Source organism: Sporosarcina sp. ZBG7A (genome assembly GCF_000813425.1).
GTDB lineage: Bacteria > Bacillota > Bacilli > Bacillales_A > Planococcaceae > Sporosarcina.
The window spans coordinates 1-14900 of sequence record NZ_JWIB01000037.1 but is presented as its reverse complement, the minus strand read 5'-3'; the positions used below and the strand labels follow the sequence as shown (position 1 = coordinate 14900).

Annotated in this window: 19 protein-coding genes and 1 other annotated feature (1 of these 20 running past the window's edge); of the genes, 5 read left to right on the top strand and 14 right to left on the bottom strand. The window is 37.4% G+C overall.

Annotation, left to right across the window (positions count from 1 at the left end; genetic code table 11):
- Positions 1 to 165, bottom strand: a binding site (T-box leader) (it extends 48 nt beyond the left edge of the window).
- A gap of 59 nt (positions 166 to 224) precedes the next feature.
- The 3 genes from RL70_RS13440 to RL70_RS13430 all read right to left on the bottom strand — a co-directional run bounded on the left by RL70_RS13440 (position 225) and on the right by RL70_RS13430 (position 2869).
- Entirely contained in the window at positions 225 to 872 is a 648-nt protein-coding gene (locus RL70_RS13440) for a 3-oxoacid CoA-transferase subunit B (protein ID WP_039043914.1), read from the bottom strand.
- A gap of 19 nt (positions 873 to 891) precedes the next feature.
- The gene (locus RL70_RS13435) at positions 892 to 1578 is read right to left on the bottom strand and encodes a CoA transferase subunit A (protein WP_039043913.1); all 687 of its coding nucleotides are present in this window, start codon (positions 1576 to 1578) and stop codon (positions 892 to 894) included.
- A 106-nt stretch (positions 1579 to 1684) separates the two neighbouring features.
- Positions 1685 to 2869, bottom strand: coding sequence for an MFS transporter (locus RL70_RS13430; RefSeq protein WP_039043912.1), 1185 nt, complete (start codon positions 2867 to 2869; stop codon positions 1685 to 1687).
- Positions 2870 to 3013: 144 nt separating this feature from the next.
- Here RL70_RS13430 and RL70_RS13425 point away from each other — a divergent pair, with 144 nt between their 5' ends.
- Both RL70_RS13425 and RL70_RS13420 read left to right on the top strand, forming a co-directional pair.
- Complete coding sequence (locus tag RL70_RS13425) at positions 3014 to 3973, top strand: TIGR01212 family radical SAM protein (RefSeq protein WP_025786128.1); 960 nt, start codon at positions 3014 to 3016, stop codon at positions 3971 to 3973.
- Positions 3974 to 3990: 17 nt separating this feature from the next.
- The gene (locus RL70_RS13420; RefSeq protein ID WP_039043996.1) at positions 3991 to 4554 is read left to right on the top strand and encodes a class I SAM-dependent methyltransferase; all 564 of its coding nucleotides are present in this window, start codon (positions 3991 to 3993) and stop codon (positions 4552 to 4554) included.
- Between the two features lie 201 nt (positions 4555 to 4755).
- Here RL70_RS13420 and RL70_RS13415 read toward each other — a convergent pair whose 3' ends face one another.
- The 3 genes from RL70_RS13415 to RL70_RS13405 form a co-directional block, all read right to left on the bottom strand.
- A complete protein-coding gene (locus RL70_RS13415; protein WP_052245974.1) occupies positions 4756 to 5103 on the bottom strand; it encodes a hypothetical protein in 348 nt (115 codons plus the stop codon).
- A 199-nt stretch (positions 5104 to 5302) separates the two neighbouring features.
- Positions 5303 to 5461, bottom strand: coding sequence for a hypothetical protein (locus tag RL70_RS18060; RefSeq protein WP_039043911.1), 159 nt, complete (start codon positions 5459 to 5461; stop codon positions 5303 to 5305).
- Between the two features lie 623 nt (positions 5462 to 6084).
- Complete coding sequence (locus tag RL70_RS13405; RefSeq protein WP_039043910.1) at positions 6085 to 6681, bottom strand: hypothetical protein; 597 nt, start codon at positions 6679 to 6681, stop codon at positions 6085 to 6087.
- A gap of 486 nt (positions 6682 to 7167) precedes the next feature.
- On the opposite strand from RL70_RS13405, the gene RL70_RS13400 reads away from it, so the two are divergent.
- On the top strand, positions 7168 to 7596 hold the full coding sequence (locus RL70_RS13400) for a HEAT repeat domain-containing protein (RefSeq protein WP_039043909.1): 429 nt from the start codon (positions 7168 to 7170) through the stop codon (positions 7594 to 7596).
- Between the two features lie 352 nt (positions 7597 to 7948).
- Here RL70_RS13400 and RL70_RS13395 read toward each other — a convergent pair whose 3' ends face one another.
- Positions 7949 to 8647 (bottom strand): polysaccharide deacetylase family protein, encoded by a 699-nt coding sequence (locus RL70_RS13395; protein ID WP_039043908.1) that lies wholly within the window; start codon positions 8645 to 8647, stop codon positions 7949 to 7951.
- Positions 8648 to 9026: 379 nt separating this feature from the next.
- Positions 9027 to 9386 carry a MerR family transcriptional regulator gene (locus RL70_RS13390; protein WP_039043907.1) on the bottom strand — a complete coding sequence of 120 codons (360 nt, stop codon included), beginning with the start codon at positions 9384 to 9386 and terminating at the stop codon, positions 9027 to 9029.
- 183 nt (positions 9387 to 9569) lie between these two features.
- Here RL70_RS13390 and RL70_RS13385 point away from each other — a divergent pair, with 183 nt between their 5' ends.
- Entirely contained in the window at positions 9570 to 10361 is a 792-nt protein-coding gene (locus RL70_RS13385; protein WP_082003420.1) for an SDR family NAD(P)-dependent oxidoreductase, read from the top strand.
- A gap of 403 nt (positions 10362 to 10764) precedes the next feature.
- Here the strand turns inward: RL70_RS13385 and RL70_RS18055 are convergent, their stop codons facing one another.
- The 6 genes from RL70_RS18055 to RL70_RS13365 form a co-directional block, all read right to left on the bottom strand.
- Positions 10765 to 10929, bottom strand: a complete 165-nt coding sequence (locus RL70_RS18055; protein ID WP_197054127.1) for a DUF6440 family protein — start codon at positions 10927 to 10929, stop codon at positions 10765 to 10767.
- Positions 10930 to 11138: 209 nt separating this feature from the next.
- Complete coding sequence (locus RL70_RS13380; RefSeq protein ID WP_039043906.1) at positions 11139 to 11591, bottom strand: NUDIX hydrolase; 453 nt, start codon at positions 11589 to 11591, stop codon at positions 11139 to 11141.
- A gap of 120 nt (positions 11592 to 11711) precedes the next feature.
- Entirely contained in the window at positions 11712 to 11999 is a 288-nt protein-coding gene (locus tag RL70_RS18415; RefSeq protein ID WP_369795238.1) for a lysostaphin resistance A-like protein, read from the bottom strand.
- A gap of 487 nt (positions 12000 to 12486) precedes the next feature.
- Positions 12487 to 12903 carry a hypothetical protein gene (locus tag RL70_RS13370; protein WP_039043905.1) on the bottom strand — a complete coding sequence of 139 codons (417 nt, stop codon included), beginning with the start codon at positions 12901 to 12903 and terminating at the stop codon, positions 12487 to 12489.
- Between the two features lie 342 nt (positions 12904 to 13245).
- Positions 13246 to 13476: a DUF4190 domain-containing protein gene (locus tag RL70_RS17610; RefSeq protein ID WP_369795237.1), complete on the bottom strand. Its 231-nt coding sequence runs from the start codon at positions 13474 to 13476 to the stop codon at positions 13246 to 13248.
- Positions 13477 to 13590: 114 nt separating this feature from the next.
- Positions 13591 to 13815: a DUF3953 domain-containing protein gene (locus RL70_RS13365; RefSeq protein ID WP_039043904.1), complete on the bottom strand. Its 225-nt coding sequence runs from the start codon at positions 13813 to 13815 to the stop codon at positions 13591 to 13593.
- A 278-nt stretch (positions 13816 to 14093) separates the two neighbouring features.
- Here RL70_RS13365 and RL70_RS13360 point away from each other — a divergent pair, with 278 nt between their 5' ends.
- The gene (locus tag RL70_RS13360; RefSeq protein ID WP_039043903.1) at positions 14094 to 14753 is read left to right on the top strand and encodes a hypothetical protein; all 660 of its coding nucleotides are present in this window, start codon (positions 14094 to 14096) and stop codon (positions 14751 to 14753) included.
- Positions 14754 to 14900: the final 147 nt, after the last annotated feature.

The following is a 14900-nucleotide window of genomic DNA, read 5'->3' as shown; positions in this document are numbered from 1 at the left end:
CGGTATACACCGCCCAACTTGACTCCTTAACGCGGAAAAAACGGCACGATCATTCACGTGCAGACTCAGGAAGTTGAGTTCACCAGGACACCCTACTGACTCGCAGCCATCGTCAGCTCTCTGAAAAGGTCATTCCTGCCTACTACTCTCCGTCAACGTCAAACTCTATTGAAATTCATTTTACTGGAATGAATGGGTAATGACAAGCTTTTCATGAGGAGACCTCATGCTTTAACATCAATCTTCAAGTCCGCTCCTGTGGAATCTACGACCTCTTGGACAGTATAGCCTTCAAACACCTCTTTTAAAACCAGTCCGTCAGGTGTCACCTCAATTAGCCCACGCTCTGTAATTATCTTATTCACAACTTGTTTACCGGTCAACGGCAAATCACACTGTTTTTTTATTTTCGGCTCGCCTTTTTTAGACACGTGGTCCATAATCACGATGATTTTCTTCGCACCATGTACAAGGTCCATTGCTCCGCCCATCCCTTTAATCACCTTACCGGGGATCATCCAGTTCGCAAGGTCCCCTTTTTCAGAAACTTCCATGCCACCGAGAATGGCAACATCAATATGTCCACCACGAATCATCGCAAACGATTCCGCACTGTTAAAGTAAGCAGCACCAATGCTCGCAGTCACCGTCTCTTTACCCGCATTAATAAGATCCGGATCCACTTCGTCTTCTGTTGGAAAAGGTCCAATCCCAAGTAATCCATTCTCTGACTGCAACACGACAGTCTTGTCGGGGGATATGTAATTAGCAACTAGAGTCGGCATGCCGATTCCGAGATTGACATAGTCTCCATTTGCTATTTCCTTTTCTGCTCGTCGTGCAATTAGTTCTCTGGAATTCGCTGTTGTCATTGTCTTTCGTCCCCTTCCCTTATCGTGTCGTCAATCGTTCAATACGTTTTTCCTGTTCCGCTTGCAAAAGCCCTTGAACGTAAATGCTCGGTGTGTGGATGAACCCTGGGTCAAGCTGCCCAACTTCTACAATCTCTTCAGCTTCTGCAATCGTTACATTCCCTGCAGCTGCCATCATTGGGTTGAAGTTCATCGCCGTTTTGTTATAAACCAAGTTTCCGAATGTATCCGCTTTCAGCGCGCGTACAAGTGAAAAGTCCGCAGTTAAGGATTCTTCTAGTACGTATTCTTTACCGTTAAATATCCGGATTTCTTTTCCTTCAGCAATTTCAGTACCTACGCCAGCAGGAGTGAAGAATGCGGGAATACCTGCTCCACCTGTTCTGATTTTTTCAGCGAGTGTTCCTTGAGGAGTCAATTCCACTTCTAGTTCGCCAGACAGCGCTTGGCGTTCAAATTCTTTGTTCTCACCTACATACGAAGCAATCATTTTCTTAATCTGCTTCTCTTTTAATAGAAGACCGAGTCCCCATTCATCGATGCCGCAGTTGTTAGAAATAATCGTTAAGTCTTTGACGCCTTTTTCAACAAGCGCTAAAATGAGCTGTTCCGGAATCCCAACAAGACCGAATCCACCAACCATTAGTGTCATCCCATCTTGAATGGGTTCGACAGCTTCTTGTGCCGATTTATAAATCGTTTTCATCTGACAGACCTCCTGTACACACACAATTTTGCTACGAATCTCTCTCTTTATTTAATCAGACCATTTCGTATTTTGCAATTAAACTAACTAGAAAAACCGAAAAGCATCATCGGCTTTTCGGTTCATAACCACTGCGTTTCAGTGGGACGTCATATAGAAGTGTCGGGATGACTGCTAAACTCATCAGTCCTGTCAAAATCCAAAGCGCAATTTGCACACCATATAAGTCTGCAAGAATACCACCAGCAATTGGCCCAATCATTTTACCAACAGTCGCCGCGGAATTGACAATCCCTTGATAGAATCCTTCCTTCCCTCTCGGCGCAAGCTGATCTGCAAGCGTCGGGAATGCAGGCCATGCAATCATTTCACCAAACGTTAAAATAATCATCGCAATGATAAATACATTAAATGTGTTAGCGAAGCTGACTACGAAAAACGATACTAACAAAATAGAGAGTCCTAACAAGATTTGCGTCTTTACTTTGTTTTCGAGACGCGTGATGATTGGTTTAATGAACGGTTGTCCTACTACAATCAGTAATCCATTAATTGTCCATATGAAGCTATACTGCGTCAAAGTGACCCCGACAGATGTAGCATGAGTAGAAATTGTGGTTGCCCACTGAGAGTACACGAGCCATGTCAGCAAATAACCGATCATAACAATCAATAACGCAATGAACGGAGCCTTTTTCTTAATACCTGTATTTTCTTTTAAAATCGACGTATGAACTTCTGGATCTATACTCATCTGCTTATAGAAGAAAAACGCAATAAAGAAGAAAAGTACATAAAAAGCTAAGTTTGCAGTGAAGATAAAGTCGATATTGACTGAAGCGACAAATCCAGCAAGCGCAGGTCCAATTGCAACCCCGACATTTTGCGCCAAGTAAATCGAGTTAAATGCCCGTCTCCCGCCTTCCGGCCACACAGTTCCGACCATCGCATAAAAACTCGGGAAAATAATCCCACCACTGAATCCTAAAACGGTTAACAAAACGACATATGGTCCCCACGAATGGTCAATTACCAATCCGATTAGTGCAGCAATTGAAATGAGAATCCCCGCCATGATCGACTTATAACCGCCAATTTTGTCAAAGAAAAAACCGCCAAGTAAATTACCAACGACTCCTGCTCCCGCATTCGCCATCAATACTAAACCCGCAACGGACAAAGACTTTCCTAAATAATCGTGCATATAGATTGTATTTAACGGCCACAAAAATGAGTTACCGATTACATTTACAAACATCCCAATGATTAAAAGCCATACTTTCCTAGGCAAAGAATATTCGCCTCCTATCTTACAAGCTCAGTATGATTTTATGCCTATCTTTGCTAAATGACAAGATGAAAAATGATGTTCAATTATTCAGATGACGATTGTCCGTAAAAAGATGGTACACTATCACTTTAAGGAGTGGTTTCAATGGAAGAAAACAACTATCCGTTTCCGTCTGACGGGACACGCTATCATACATGGTCACGTCATCTAAAAGATCGATTCGGTTTCAAAGTATTTAAAGTCGCACTCGATGCAGGATTCGATTGTCCGAACCGTGATGGCACAGTCGCGTTCGGCGGTTGCACGTTTTGCAGCGCTGCTGGATCTGGTGATTTCGCAGGAGATCGCGTGGATCCGATTGATGTTCAATTTGCCGAAATCCGTGATCGTATGCATAAGAAATGGAAGAGCGGTAAGTATATGGCCTATTTCCAAGCCTACACGAATACACATGCACCTCTTGAAAAGTTAAAAGAGAAATTTGAAGCTGCCCTCGCACAAGAAGGCGTAGTTGCTTTGTCCATCGCAACCCGTCCAGATTGTTTACCTGACGATGTTGTTGAATATCTGGCAGAGCTAAATGAGCGTACGTATTTATGGGTCGAGCTTGGATTGCAAACGGTCCATGAGAAAACAGCAAAACTTGTCAATCGTGCCCATGACTTCGAACTTTATAAAGAAGGCGTCCAAAAGTTGCGCAACCATAACATCAACGTATGCACACACATTATTAACGGACTGCCTGGTGAAGATTTGGATATGATGAAAGAAACTGCGAGTGAAGTGGCTAAACTCGATGTACAAGGCATTAAGATACACTTGCTTCATTTATTAAAAGGCACACCGATGGTCAAACAGTATGAAAAAGGAATGCTCGAATTCCTGGACCAAGAGACTTATGTGAATTTGGTAGTGGATCAGCTTGAAATGCTGCCACCTGAAATGATTGTTCACCGCATTACTGGTGACGGTCCGATCGACTTGCTTATTGGTCCCATGTGGAGTGTCACGAAATGGGATGTATTGAACGACATCACACGTGAACTGGAACGTCGGGACAGCTGGCAAGGTAAGCATTACAAGAAAGCGGTCGCTCCTCTGTGAAGGGCGGCGGCTTCCGATTGCGGCGTATTTTGCCACACTCCAAACAGCTGCTGACGGAAGTGATTTCAGAAGGAGACATTGTGGTCGATGCCACAATGGGCAATGGCAATGATACGGTTTTTCTAGCACAAGCCGTCGGTCCAACTGGTAAAGTATACGCATTCGATATTCAACAACAAGCACTCGATGCTACAAAAGAACGTCTTGGCAATCTCTACACCCAGACCGAATTAATCCTAGACAGTCATTCAACTATTCATAAATACGTTCCTCAAGGAATAATGGCTGCTGTCTTCAACTTAGGGTTTTTACCTAACCAAAGAGACCACGCCGTTATTACTCATCCCGAAACTACTGTACAAGCGCTTAAAGAAACACTTACGTTGCTAAAGCCTGGGGGGATGATAACGATCGCGGTGTATGATGGTCATCCGGGCGGACCTGAAGAACGAGATGCTGTGGTAGGATTCGTTCAACAGCTAGATGCAAAAAGGTATCAGGTCGTTCGGCATGAAGTCGTCAACCAACAAAATCATCCTCCGTTTTTACTAATCATTGAGAAAACGAGCCGCAATGTGTAAATAAAAATTCACGAAAAAGACCATTCAACAATGAATGGTCTTTTTCGTAAATAAGAATCTCATTTTTTATCTATAAAGAACAAATCGGGTATCGAATACCATCTTCCCCATAAACATTCGAGGGACGAATTTTCCTAATAAAATAGTTTTACAATTCGATGCAAAATTTGTGCTGATCTATCTGTTTGCTTAATAACTTTTCTAAAAGGTATTTTCTATGCTTTTTAGCTTAGGTAAATTAAAGGTCAGAATAGTCGCTGGCAATATGATGACAGCTAAATATCCTAAAACCGTATACTCAAAGTTTATTAAGTTAAACGAATATATACTTACTGGAAACATTACAGCGCTTGTAATTAGGAAAGGAAATATCATCATAAAACGCAACCCTTGACCTTCTTTATATTTAAAAAGTCCTGTCCATTTTTCTTCATTCATATTTAAAGTCTTTTTCATGACTTTAAACAACAAAAGTAAGAATCCAACGTATAGCGCTGAACAAATCATACTCAACAAAATGTAAGATGCAACAAACAAGATAATTCCCATAAGCGATCACCTCTGTTTTCTAACAATGGCTATTATGTATAATACTGACGCCAGGTCTAATTAAAGAATAGTCTCCTAATTATAAGTCAGGACTTTCATCTTTTATTTCTCGTAATACCCAAACCGATAAAATCCCTACTATACTTATGCACAAAGTTAAAAATAACTTGAAAACAGCATGCTCACATATAATCTTTTTTCATTCAGACGATTTATCTGTTTGTTTTTGCTTTTTTTCCAAATACGCCGTACGAATTTTTTCAAGTTGCTGCTTTTTATCAAATTTGGCAGGCTTGAGTTTTTCGTGATACTTTGACACAGCTTGCATGCCTTTGTAATCCAATTGATATTTCCCCATGCTATTCGCCTCCTTTTCTTATCTTTAAAAGAGAATCTATTTGGCATGATTGTGATATTGAAGCAATGTGCCTAATTATGAAACACCTTTATAATAAATATATTCATTCTTAACGGTTTTTTTCAACATGTGTATTTTTAGTCTAACTATGATAAATTAAGAATACACCAAAAAATACCAGGTTCGCTAACACCTAGCTCAGACAGCTGCCATCCGCATGAAATGCGGTTGGCCAGTAAAAGACATCAGGTGTTACAAGAAGTAACCACTCCGCTTCCTAGCAATAGCGGAGTGGTTACTTTTTTCTGATGATAAAACGAGCAATCCTCGCAACGACGGCTGTTGCTACGAGGAAAAATCCAACTTAGTATAACATGATTATTGCATTGTATGTCACCATGAAATCACAATTTCACAGTAAGTGGGTCATGAAGTCGTTGCCGCAGGACGGCGGCGTTCTTAGTCTGCCTTACTTCTCAAGAGAGTTCCAAACTGCCAATCCGCTCACGTAACTGCTTATTTAATTATACCACCTTTGTAGATTGATAACAGCTAATACAAAAATATTGACTTCAACTCTGAATAACCAAATCTATCAGAATTGCCTCCGTTAGTTAAAATCATTATAAATGTATTACAAATTCGATACCTGTTGGCTCCTCCCTAAAGTGGTCACTATATTCTCTAACAACTAAATCCAGTCCTGAAAAATCGTCAGGTAGCGGTGGTGAAACAATGTAGTTGTACTTGAAATACCCTGTAGAACCCCCACCACCATCCTGCCGACAATCGTAATCATCTCCTATAAACAACCCAAAATCACAGTGTTCATGTAGGTGTGGCGAATCATTTGTACCATCCCAATCGACATTAAGATTTATAACGCTAGCATTTTCGTACTGTCGTATAAACGTGATCGAATATAAACGTTCATCTATTTCAACTGATTTTAAAACAGGTAAATGCTTTCTAAATCCAGTCGGTTCAACACGTGGTTTAAAAAAATCTTCCATTCTCAGTGTCTGGAAGAATGAACTTAAATAATCTTCATAAAGATCGTACTTTATAGCCCAGTTAGAGATCGCATCATCAGATGGAAAACCTGGATTGTTGTTTGACAAATCCTTACGTTTTTTTAATAAAGCACAAATCTGTTCATCAATAGGTAAAAGATGTTCTTCATAATGGTTAGTTGAACGTTCAAATGGCATTCGCTTCATTTTATGTCCTCCTCATTTTTTATTACTTATTTGAAATTTTAACTATTGCCATATCATGATATAGACAAGATAACTATTTATCGCAATTACCCCCATAACCGGGATAGTAGTAAAAGACCGTTGATTTCCGTTCCAAACGGACGCTTTCTGGAGGGTGGGCGTTGGACCAACCCGTTTACTTAGCTACAGTTGGTTGTTTCACCTGTCCCGGTGATCCTCCCAGAGTCGCCGTTTTGCACTCCAATCAACTGGGTGCCTACAAATAATTATTGTTCATCAAACGCCCGCGATTAGTTTAATAAGAAATGCAAATCTAATAAAGAATAGTTTATACTTGTGATACAGTTCACCTTAATGTAGTTAGTTTCCATTTTCTATATATATCCTTACCAGCGATTCATCGCTATTTTCATCCAGACAACGTATAATATGAGAAGCAGAAGAAGAATTTATTTTTCCTCTAGTTAAAAAAAGAGGTGCAATTACATGAAACAGTTTGGAACAGCATTACCTGAGCAGTATGAAACATTAAAAAAACAGGCCAATTATACGTCTAGCTGGCGAGATCGTTTAGACGCAGTCGAATTGTTATCGGCTTATCAACATGAAAAAATCATAGATTTATTAAAAAATCGTATGCAGCATGATACTGTCAACAAGGTCCAATTAGCAGCCTATGAAGCACTTACGGCGTTTGGCGAGGACGTAGAAAAGCCATCACCTGCACGTTTTGATATTATCAAAGGCACAGATAAAATTTTCCTGCGGGTGAAAAAGAGCTTGCCGAAGGACCATACAGTGGCAGACTTTGCGGATAAACTAAAACGTATGCGTTTAGATGTCTATGATGCGTATGAAGGCGACAAAGGCGTACAGTTTATGAACTGGTTAGAGGAACGTTGGGCAAAACTGTAATCTGTAGTTTTGCGATTTATGAAGGAAAGCCATTCTCTCCGCTTGTGGGGGGAATGGCTTCTTCTTATCTTACGGTGCGGTTCATCCAAACAAATATTAAATTGTATGACTTCTTTTTTTAATCATCTATCTTTATTGTTTAATGAAAAACAAACACCTTATTAAACTAACTTACCTCGTTAGTTCAATAAGAAAAAAGAGCTGCATTAGCAACTCGATGATTTTCAACAACTGCATCCATTACTTGAAGAAAGAAAAAGCGATACATACCTATAGAACAATCACCCTTGTTTCACCAACGGTATTCTCTCCAAACGAAAATACTAAAGAAAGTTCAATTTGATTGCTTAAATCATAAATCCTGAAGCTCATCCACAGTCACAAATTTATACCCTTGGTTCGTAAGTTCTCTTAAAATATCTTCAATCGCTTGGATTCCCTCACCTGTTTGATCGTACATTGAATGCAGCAAGATTATCGAGCCTGGTTTAATGTTATCCACTACATAATTAACTTTTTCATCAGCACTTGTGTAATATGTATCCGGTTCTAAAGACCACATAATAGTTTCTCTGTTATGCTTATTTAAATAATAAGGTAAACCGACAAATTTTTTCCCATAGGGAGGTCGAAAGTCAATTTCGCTCTTATATCCAGACTTTCTAATCAACTCATCGGTTTTTTCTATTTCCTCTTTAATAAAAGATGGAGATTTTAAAACCATTCTTTTGTGCGAATAGGTGTGATTTCCAATTTGATGCCCTGCTTCAACCAATTTTTTTGCTTCTTTAGGGTGTTTTTCAATATCATTTCCGATAAGAAAAAAAGTAGCTTTTGCCGTGTATTTATCTAATAAAGGCAGAATCTGATCCACGTTCTTTGTCGGACCGTCATCAAATGTTAAAGCAATGACCTTGTTTTCCATTTCAACTTGGTATGTTAACCCTCCAAATAATTGATAGGTTCTTAATTTAGTAACTTTAAACGTTCCTGCCAATAAAAGAGCCATTAATAAAAACCCAATTCCAAAAATTATTAATTTCTTTTTCATCTGTGATTCCTTTCTTTCAAAAGCTATTATATAACGGTTGTACTTTAGCATAATGCAACTTTATTTAGGTGATTGGCCGGATTGGAGCACAAACCTTATGCCGGAAATGCCCGATTGTTGAAGATCGTTATTAAAGTAAAGCCCTCGTTACTTTAATAACGATTATTCAAAATTCCAACACTTCATTACAAGAATGTGCCTTGAAATTAAAAGGATTCTTTTCTTTGTGAAAAACCCCCTTTGGCTTTAGTTTATTCCAAATAACCGATACTAGATTCATTCTAAGTAATAGTTAGTAGCTGAAATTTGTTTTTTCTTTCCATCTGAACCACCACAATAGCAAGTAGTGTGACTGGAATAATTATTGCCATATCATTTTTTAAGCTTTCTTCTTTAGCCATGTTCCATCAGCTAATTTTTCATCGATAAAATCCAAAACAGTCTGTAATTGAGCAATTTGACTTTTTACTTTTTCCTTCTGCTGGAGCATGCCTGATATCATTTCAGGAGTCATATTACTTGTTTCAGCAATATCAAGATATAATTTCACTTCTTCTAAACTAAGACTTGCCTTCTTCATACAGAGGATTAGTAGCAACCGTTCAATATCGGATGGTGAAAAGACCCGATGTCCATTCGGAAGCCGTTTAACATTTGGAAGCAATCCAGCTTTTTCATAATATCTGATTGTATCAATGCTTAACTTGGTAAGAGTGCTAGCCTGTTTGATGGTATACATACGTCTGCCTCCTTCTTATCGATAAATTATAAAACATGAAGTCAACTCCAGGTCAAGCTGATTCTTTTCTATTGACCTGAAGTTAGCTCCATGTTTTATACTTCAGTCATTCACTAATAGGAGGTAAATAAAATGTTAAAGTCAGAAAGAAAAACAGCACTTGTTACATGAGCGAACAGTGGAATAGGACTGGAACTTACGAAAAAATTAATCGAGAACGGGTGGGAGGTTGTTGCTTTAATTCGCTCTACATTTCCAGAGGAAGAGCTATCGCTCCAACAAAAAATCCGTCAAGGAGATATCCGTATTTATAATGCCGATTTATCTGATTTTACGCAACTTAAATCTACCTTGTTGCAAATAAAGGAGAAAGAAACAAAGTTGGATGCTCTCTTCAATAATGCTGGAGGCAGTTTCTCGAACCTACGTTTTTCACCACAAGGTCGTGAGCTGCATTATGAAATTCAGACAGTGGCTCCCTATATCATCACAATGGAACTGCTTGATCTTGTAAAAAGGGGAAATCCAGCTATCGTTATCCAAACTAGTTCAGATGCGTTTAATTTTAAGAGATCTTTCGTGCCGGAAGATTTGGCAAACCCTCCTAAATTCCAGAAACTGATTGGCCCATATGCATCGACGAAGTTGGCAATCACTTTGTGGACACATGCATTGGCACAAGAACTAAAGCGAGAGGATGTGACAATTATCAGCATTGATCCAGGCAATAACAATACAATGCGAAAGGGCAGAAATGGAGGTTTGCCATGGATCATGCAGCCGTTCATCCGTTTGTTTGGTCCGCATCCTAGTGTAGGGGCAAGCCGTTTGTTTAATGGGTTAGAGAAGTCCCCAAATGAAGCTGGATTGTATATCTCAAAAGGAAAGCCTGCTGAGTTCAAATTTAGGCAGCATGCACCCAAAGTTTTATTACAAGTACAAGCTGTATATGAAAAAGAATTTTTGCCACTATAATTGAGACAAGCAGGCTGACGAAACTTTCTCGACAACCTTTTTATTATAGTTCATTTCTTTTTAGATTAGAGAAAGCGAGCAGGAAGAGTTTAAACTTTCGTTAATGCCCGTTTGTTATAGGCCCGATCTCTTATTCTCCTACGAAGCCATCATTATCACGATCCTGCATATATTGGTACAACCAGTGCTATATTTAGGTTAAGTTAGTGAAACAGTTGAAATTTAAAGGACCACACATATTAGATATGTCTAAGATGTGTGGTCCAATTTTATTTCCTTCTTCAACTAAAGCCGCCGATCCGGGAATACTACTTTTGAATTAAACAACTTTGACGATAGGAATCATATATATTTTGCGATTATGTAGCCACGAGAATAATCCAAAGAAGTTTTTATCTAGATATTAATCAATCACTACTTTCCCATCTTTATCTAGTAACGGAGTCATTCCACTTAAGCCCAAACCACTTGTTATGAGATAATTTACACCTGTTTCAGTATCTGCTACAATCTTTATAATTCCCCCGCCTACGTTTTCTTTTAATTTAACTTCAAACCTTTTTCCCATTTTTGTATTTCCCTTCTGATATCATCAATAATACAAAATCCTTATAATAATCCGAACCTTGTTTAGATTAAAGGCAATTCCTTTTCCCAGAAATGCCCCCCCTATTGTGAAAGCATTGCCCTTTCAAGATATCTAAGCATTTATTTAAAACACGAATCAATTGAAATAATAAAAGCTTAGATACTAGTAAAAACTAAGTTGTTGAAAACTCAATCCACTTTATTTATGTACTCAATCTTTTCAAGTATTTTTCGGGTGGTATAATTTAAATTTGGTAAAGAATCTAAGGGGAAGTAAGTTAATTCTAAACTTTCATCATCCTTTTTCAATTCTCCCATAACATTTTCAGCTTTGAATATAACTGTAGCATTAAATATCTCGTCACCATGAGGAAATTTATAATAAAACTCTTTACCAGAAGCTAACCCTAATACTTCCAAACACTCTGTAACAAGACCTGTTTCTTCATATAATTCTTTTATAGCTGTCTCTTCAAAACTATCTCCTAACTCCATCCCACCTCCAGGTATTCCCCAATCTAACGTGTCGGATCGTAATTGTAACAATATTTTCCCCTCTTCATCTATGACAATTATTGCTGAACCAGGGGCAATAATCGGTTTTGTTCCAACAATAGTTCTGAGTGATTGAATGTAATTCATCAATTTCTCCTCTCTAGCCATTATGTAGCTCGGACGCAATTCCTGTTCTAGAATAGCCCCCTATTCAGGAATAAACCTTGTACTACTAATACTACTACGATCATTTCGATATTAAGAAAATTAAAAGAAGAGAATCAACTTTCCTGCATATAAGTTCCAAGTTGAGTGGGTAATCATTGCAGGTATTAAAGATCTGGTTTTATAAGTCATTATTGCCAGCAGTAGCCCCCATACGAAAATAATTACGAAATACAGAGGGTGGAAAAGGGAAAACACGATTGAAGAAATAGTAATTGCCCAGAACGGTTTCAAAAATTTTAAGAGTATGAACAATAAAACTCCTCTAAAAAAGGCTTCTTCCCATATGGGTGAAAATATTAAAATGTCAATATAATAGTATAAGTCCATTCCATTTGAGTTTAGTAACCCATTTTTATAAAGAAAAATAAAATCATTAGACAAGAAAAGTTCATATTTAATGAACAGTTTCATTAATGAATAAGGTACCAGCAATCCAAATAGAATATAGAGATAGGGATAAACTTTATAAAATGGCCATAAATTGTATAAAGGGAAAATTGCTTCTTTTACTGATTTAAAACATAAAGTTACAAGGGTAAAACTAAGTAACCAAATTAGTGAACCGAATCTGTAATCAGTTAGATTATTGAAAAAGTAACTAACAGTCATACCTATTACAGATACAAGAATGAAATAAAACAGAAAACTATACGAGCTACGTCTAATAATAACCAACTTTGCCACTCCATTCACTATTCATGTTCACTTACAAGATTAATTACTCATGCATACTTTGAAATCATCATTACATAAGAACCTCTATTTATTGAAGAATCGCCCCCAATAGTAGAAGATCGTTCATTTAAAAACTCTGTTATCTTAATGAAAAGTTGACTTTTTTTCCGAATTTAGAATTACCGATGATATAAAATATTGTAATGATGATAGCACTAATAATTGGATAACCGATATATACCGCCAGACTCGAATGTTCAACTAAACTAAATTCTCCCCATTCAAGCCATAAGCGCCAACCCATTCCAAGGCTGTTTAAAATTATACAAATCGTAAAAATAAACCATATTCTATTTTTATATAAGCCTACAAATACGTTAGCCGCAATGAAATACATTGATAATGTCAAAACCACATTAAACAAACTAAACCCTTTTAGTCCCGGAATTACAAAGGTAAATGATATTCCCGAAAAGAAAAGAATGGTTATAGTGGCAAATATCAAAAATGTATTTCGTGATTTCCCTACCCGTTCATAGAACTGTTCTGCTAACAAGGGCTTCCCTCCAATGCCTTCAATTCTATTTTTTGTAGTGAACAAGATGTTTGCAGTCTACTTCACAAACGCCCCCGATTGTTTTAATAAAACATTTTAAGTAAAGATTTAAAATCAAAGTGGGAAGGTATTCATTTTAAATTCACATTTCTTTTTTGCTTCTTTTTACTAAAGCAACTGTGAAAGTAACTACACCTATTAATAAACATACTGTTGAAGTGATAATAGCAGCTAGCAATAAATACACCTCCATCAACAAAATCGCCCAATTCTTGAACATTGTTGTACAGTTAAAGCACCCGTTTATAGCACATTTTACGAGATGGTATCTAAGTTCATTGACTAACCAACAGTAGTTAAGGAATTGAAAGCTATAAGACCCAACACACCAAATAATTGAATGACTATCCCTACCACACTACAAATTAAACCTGCAGTCGCTAAACCTTTACCATTCTCATTTGTTTTAACAATTTCCTTTGTAGCACTTCTTGAAAATACTAATCCTAGAACACCAAGAACTAAACCAATTAGCGGTACTAGGATTGAAAGGATACCAAGAGTTAGCGAAATAATTGATTTACTATTAGTCTCATTTTTCCCCCTCCTAGCCTAAACAAAATAGCCCTATTACTAAATAGGGGGCAGATCCCTTCTACAAGAATCGCTCCCATTTGTGGTGAAAAGTCAAAAAGTATAGATTGAAACGAAAAAAATAAATGTAGAAGCAAATATGATCATAATGGCATTCGTCTTTTGCTTTTTTTGGAACTCAGAAATCCCCAAACCAAGCATGAACAAACCCAATGCAATCATCATGTAAGGCATTAGCGAAAAGTCTTTAGTGATTAGGCTATAAGCCGATACAGTGATTACAACTATTGCTAGGCTAAAGTTAATAATTTTAAGCATGATAAACCTCCATTTCATCTTACGCCATGCAACAAAATGGTCCGATTCTAGAACACCGCTATGTTACAATTGAGCCCTTTTGTGGAATATGGAGAAAAGCAAAGGAGGCTAAAATGACTTCTCCGGAAATTTCACTAAAGCACCCGTTTTGCTTAAATAAGGGGTTTTATATTTTAATTATATCTGTAAATAATGACCATCTACAAACTCCATAATTTACACTATAATATTGAAGGCAATACCTTATTAAACAAATGGACAAGCTGGGGGCCGTATTTATGAAAGCGTTAAAATCAATCGTATTTGGGTTATTCGGTATAATTACTGTGCTAATTTTATTCCTAGCTATTATGGCATTTATTTCATTTCTCCAAGAAAAATTATTTGTTCTTGATAGTTCCCTTTTGTTGATTTTTAAATCTCCCGCATCAAAGTTTATTTTTATATATGAGCTTTACCTAATGTTTGCCCTTTTCCTTCTTCTTAATAAAGATTTAAGAAAATGGTTTTCTGGATTCTTAAAAAAACATCGAAGAATAGTATTTCCCATTTTCTGCATAGTTAACATTATGTTGTTTTATGCGATTGTCACGGATGTAGCGGTTGTTACTAAAAATAAAATTATTAACCATTCTTTCCTAGTACCTCAAGGAAAGCAATACAACTTCAATAGTATTACTAAAATTACCACAGGCATTTATGGAAAAAAACAATTCTTTGGTCCCTCGAAAGGTGACTTTTATTACATCATAGAATTAGATGGTAGTACAAAAATTGATTTGGGAGATAACGGAGTAAGCCCAATTATTTCAATGAAGATGATAATGATGAAGCAGACTTCCGGTTTATTCTTGCAAAGCTTGACCGGCAATGGGTTGAAATGGGGATTCCGAAAAAAGCCAGTATGTCCAATTTCAAATATACCTTTGATTCTTTAGACGGAACCTATTCAAATAAAATTCGCAGTATTTTAGAGAATAACAAATAAATGTACATTTTCCACAAATTGAACCTACTACTAGAAGAACCAGGCGGCTTTGCCCGGTTTTTCTTATTTTAGTTTAGTGAATGGCTTGTCAACACTA

What these genes read in the sequence shown, in the direction of transcription:
- RL70_RS13440 (WP_039043914.1), bottom strand. Translation starts at nt 872, where the DNA reads ATGACAACAGCGAATTCCAGAGAACTAATTGCACGACGAGCAGAAAAG.
- RL70_RS13435 (WP_039043913.1), bottom strand. Translation starts at nt 1,578, where the DNA reads ATGAAAACGATTTATAAATCGGCACAAGAAGCTGTCGAACCCATTCAA.
- RL70_RS13425 (WP_025786128.1), top strand. Translation starts at nt 3,014, where the DNA reads ATGGAAGAAAACAACTATCCGTTTCCGTCTGACGGGACACGCTATCAT.
- RL70_RS13415 (WP_052245974.1), bottom strand. Translation starts at nt 5,103, where the DNA reads ATGGGAATTATCTTGTTTGTTGCATCTTACATTTTGTTGAGTATGATT.
- RL70_RS18060 (WP_039043911.1), bottom strand. Translation starts at nt 5,461, where the DNA reads ATGGGGAAATATCAATTGGATTACAAAGGCATGCAAGCTGTGTCAAAG.
- RL70_RS13405 (WP_039043910.1), bottom strand. Translation starts at nt 6,681, where the DNA reads ATGAAGCGAATGCCATTTGAACGTTCAACTAACCATTATGAAGAACAT.
- RL70_RS13400 (WP_039043909.1), top strand. Translation starts at nt 7,168, where the DNA reads ATGAAACAGTTTGGAACAGCATTACCTGAGCAGTATGAAACATTAAAA.
- RL70_RS13395 (WP_039043908.1), bottom strand. Translation starts at nt 8,647, where the DNA reads ATGAAAAAGAAATTAATAATTTTTGGAATTGGGTTTTTATTAATGGCT.
- RL70_RS13390 (WP_039043907.1), bottom strand. Translation starts at nt 9,386, where the DNA reads ATGTATACCATCAAACAGGCTAGCACTCTTACCAAGTTAAGCATTGAT.
- RL70_RS18055 (WP_197054127.1), bottom strand. Translation starts at nt 10,929, where the DNA reads ATGGGAAAAAGGTTTGAAGTTAAATTAAAAGAAAACGTAGGCGGGGGA.
- RL70_RS13380 (WP_039043906.1), bottom strand. Translation starts at nt 11,591, where the DNA reads ATGAATTACATTCAATCACTCAGAACTATTGTTGGAACAAAACCGATT.
- RL70_RS18415 (WP_369795238.1), bottom strand. Translation starts at nt 11,999, where the DNA reads ATGGACTTATACTATTATATTGACATTTTAATATTTTCACCCATATGG.
- RL70_RS13365 (WP_039043904.1), bottom strand. Translation starts at nt 13,815, where the DNA reads ATGCTTAAAATTATTAACTTTAGCCTAGCAATAGTTGTAATCACTGTA.
- RL70_RS13360 (WP_039043903.1), top strand. Translation starts at nt 14,094, where the DNA reads ATGAAAGCGTTAAAATCAATCGTATTTGGGTTATTCGGTATAATTACT.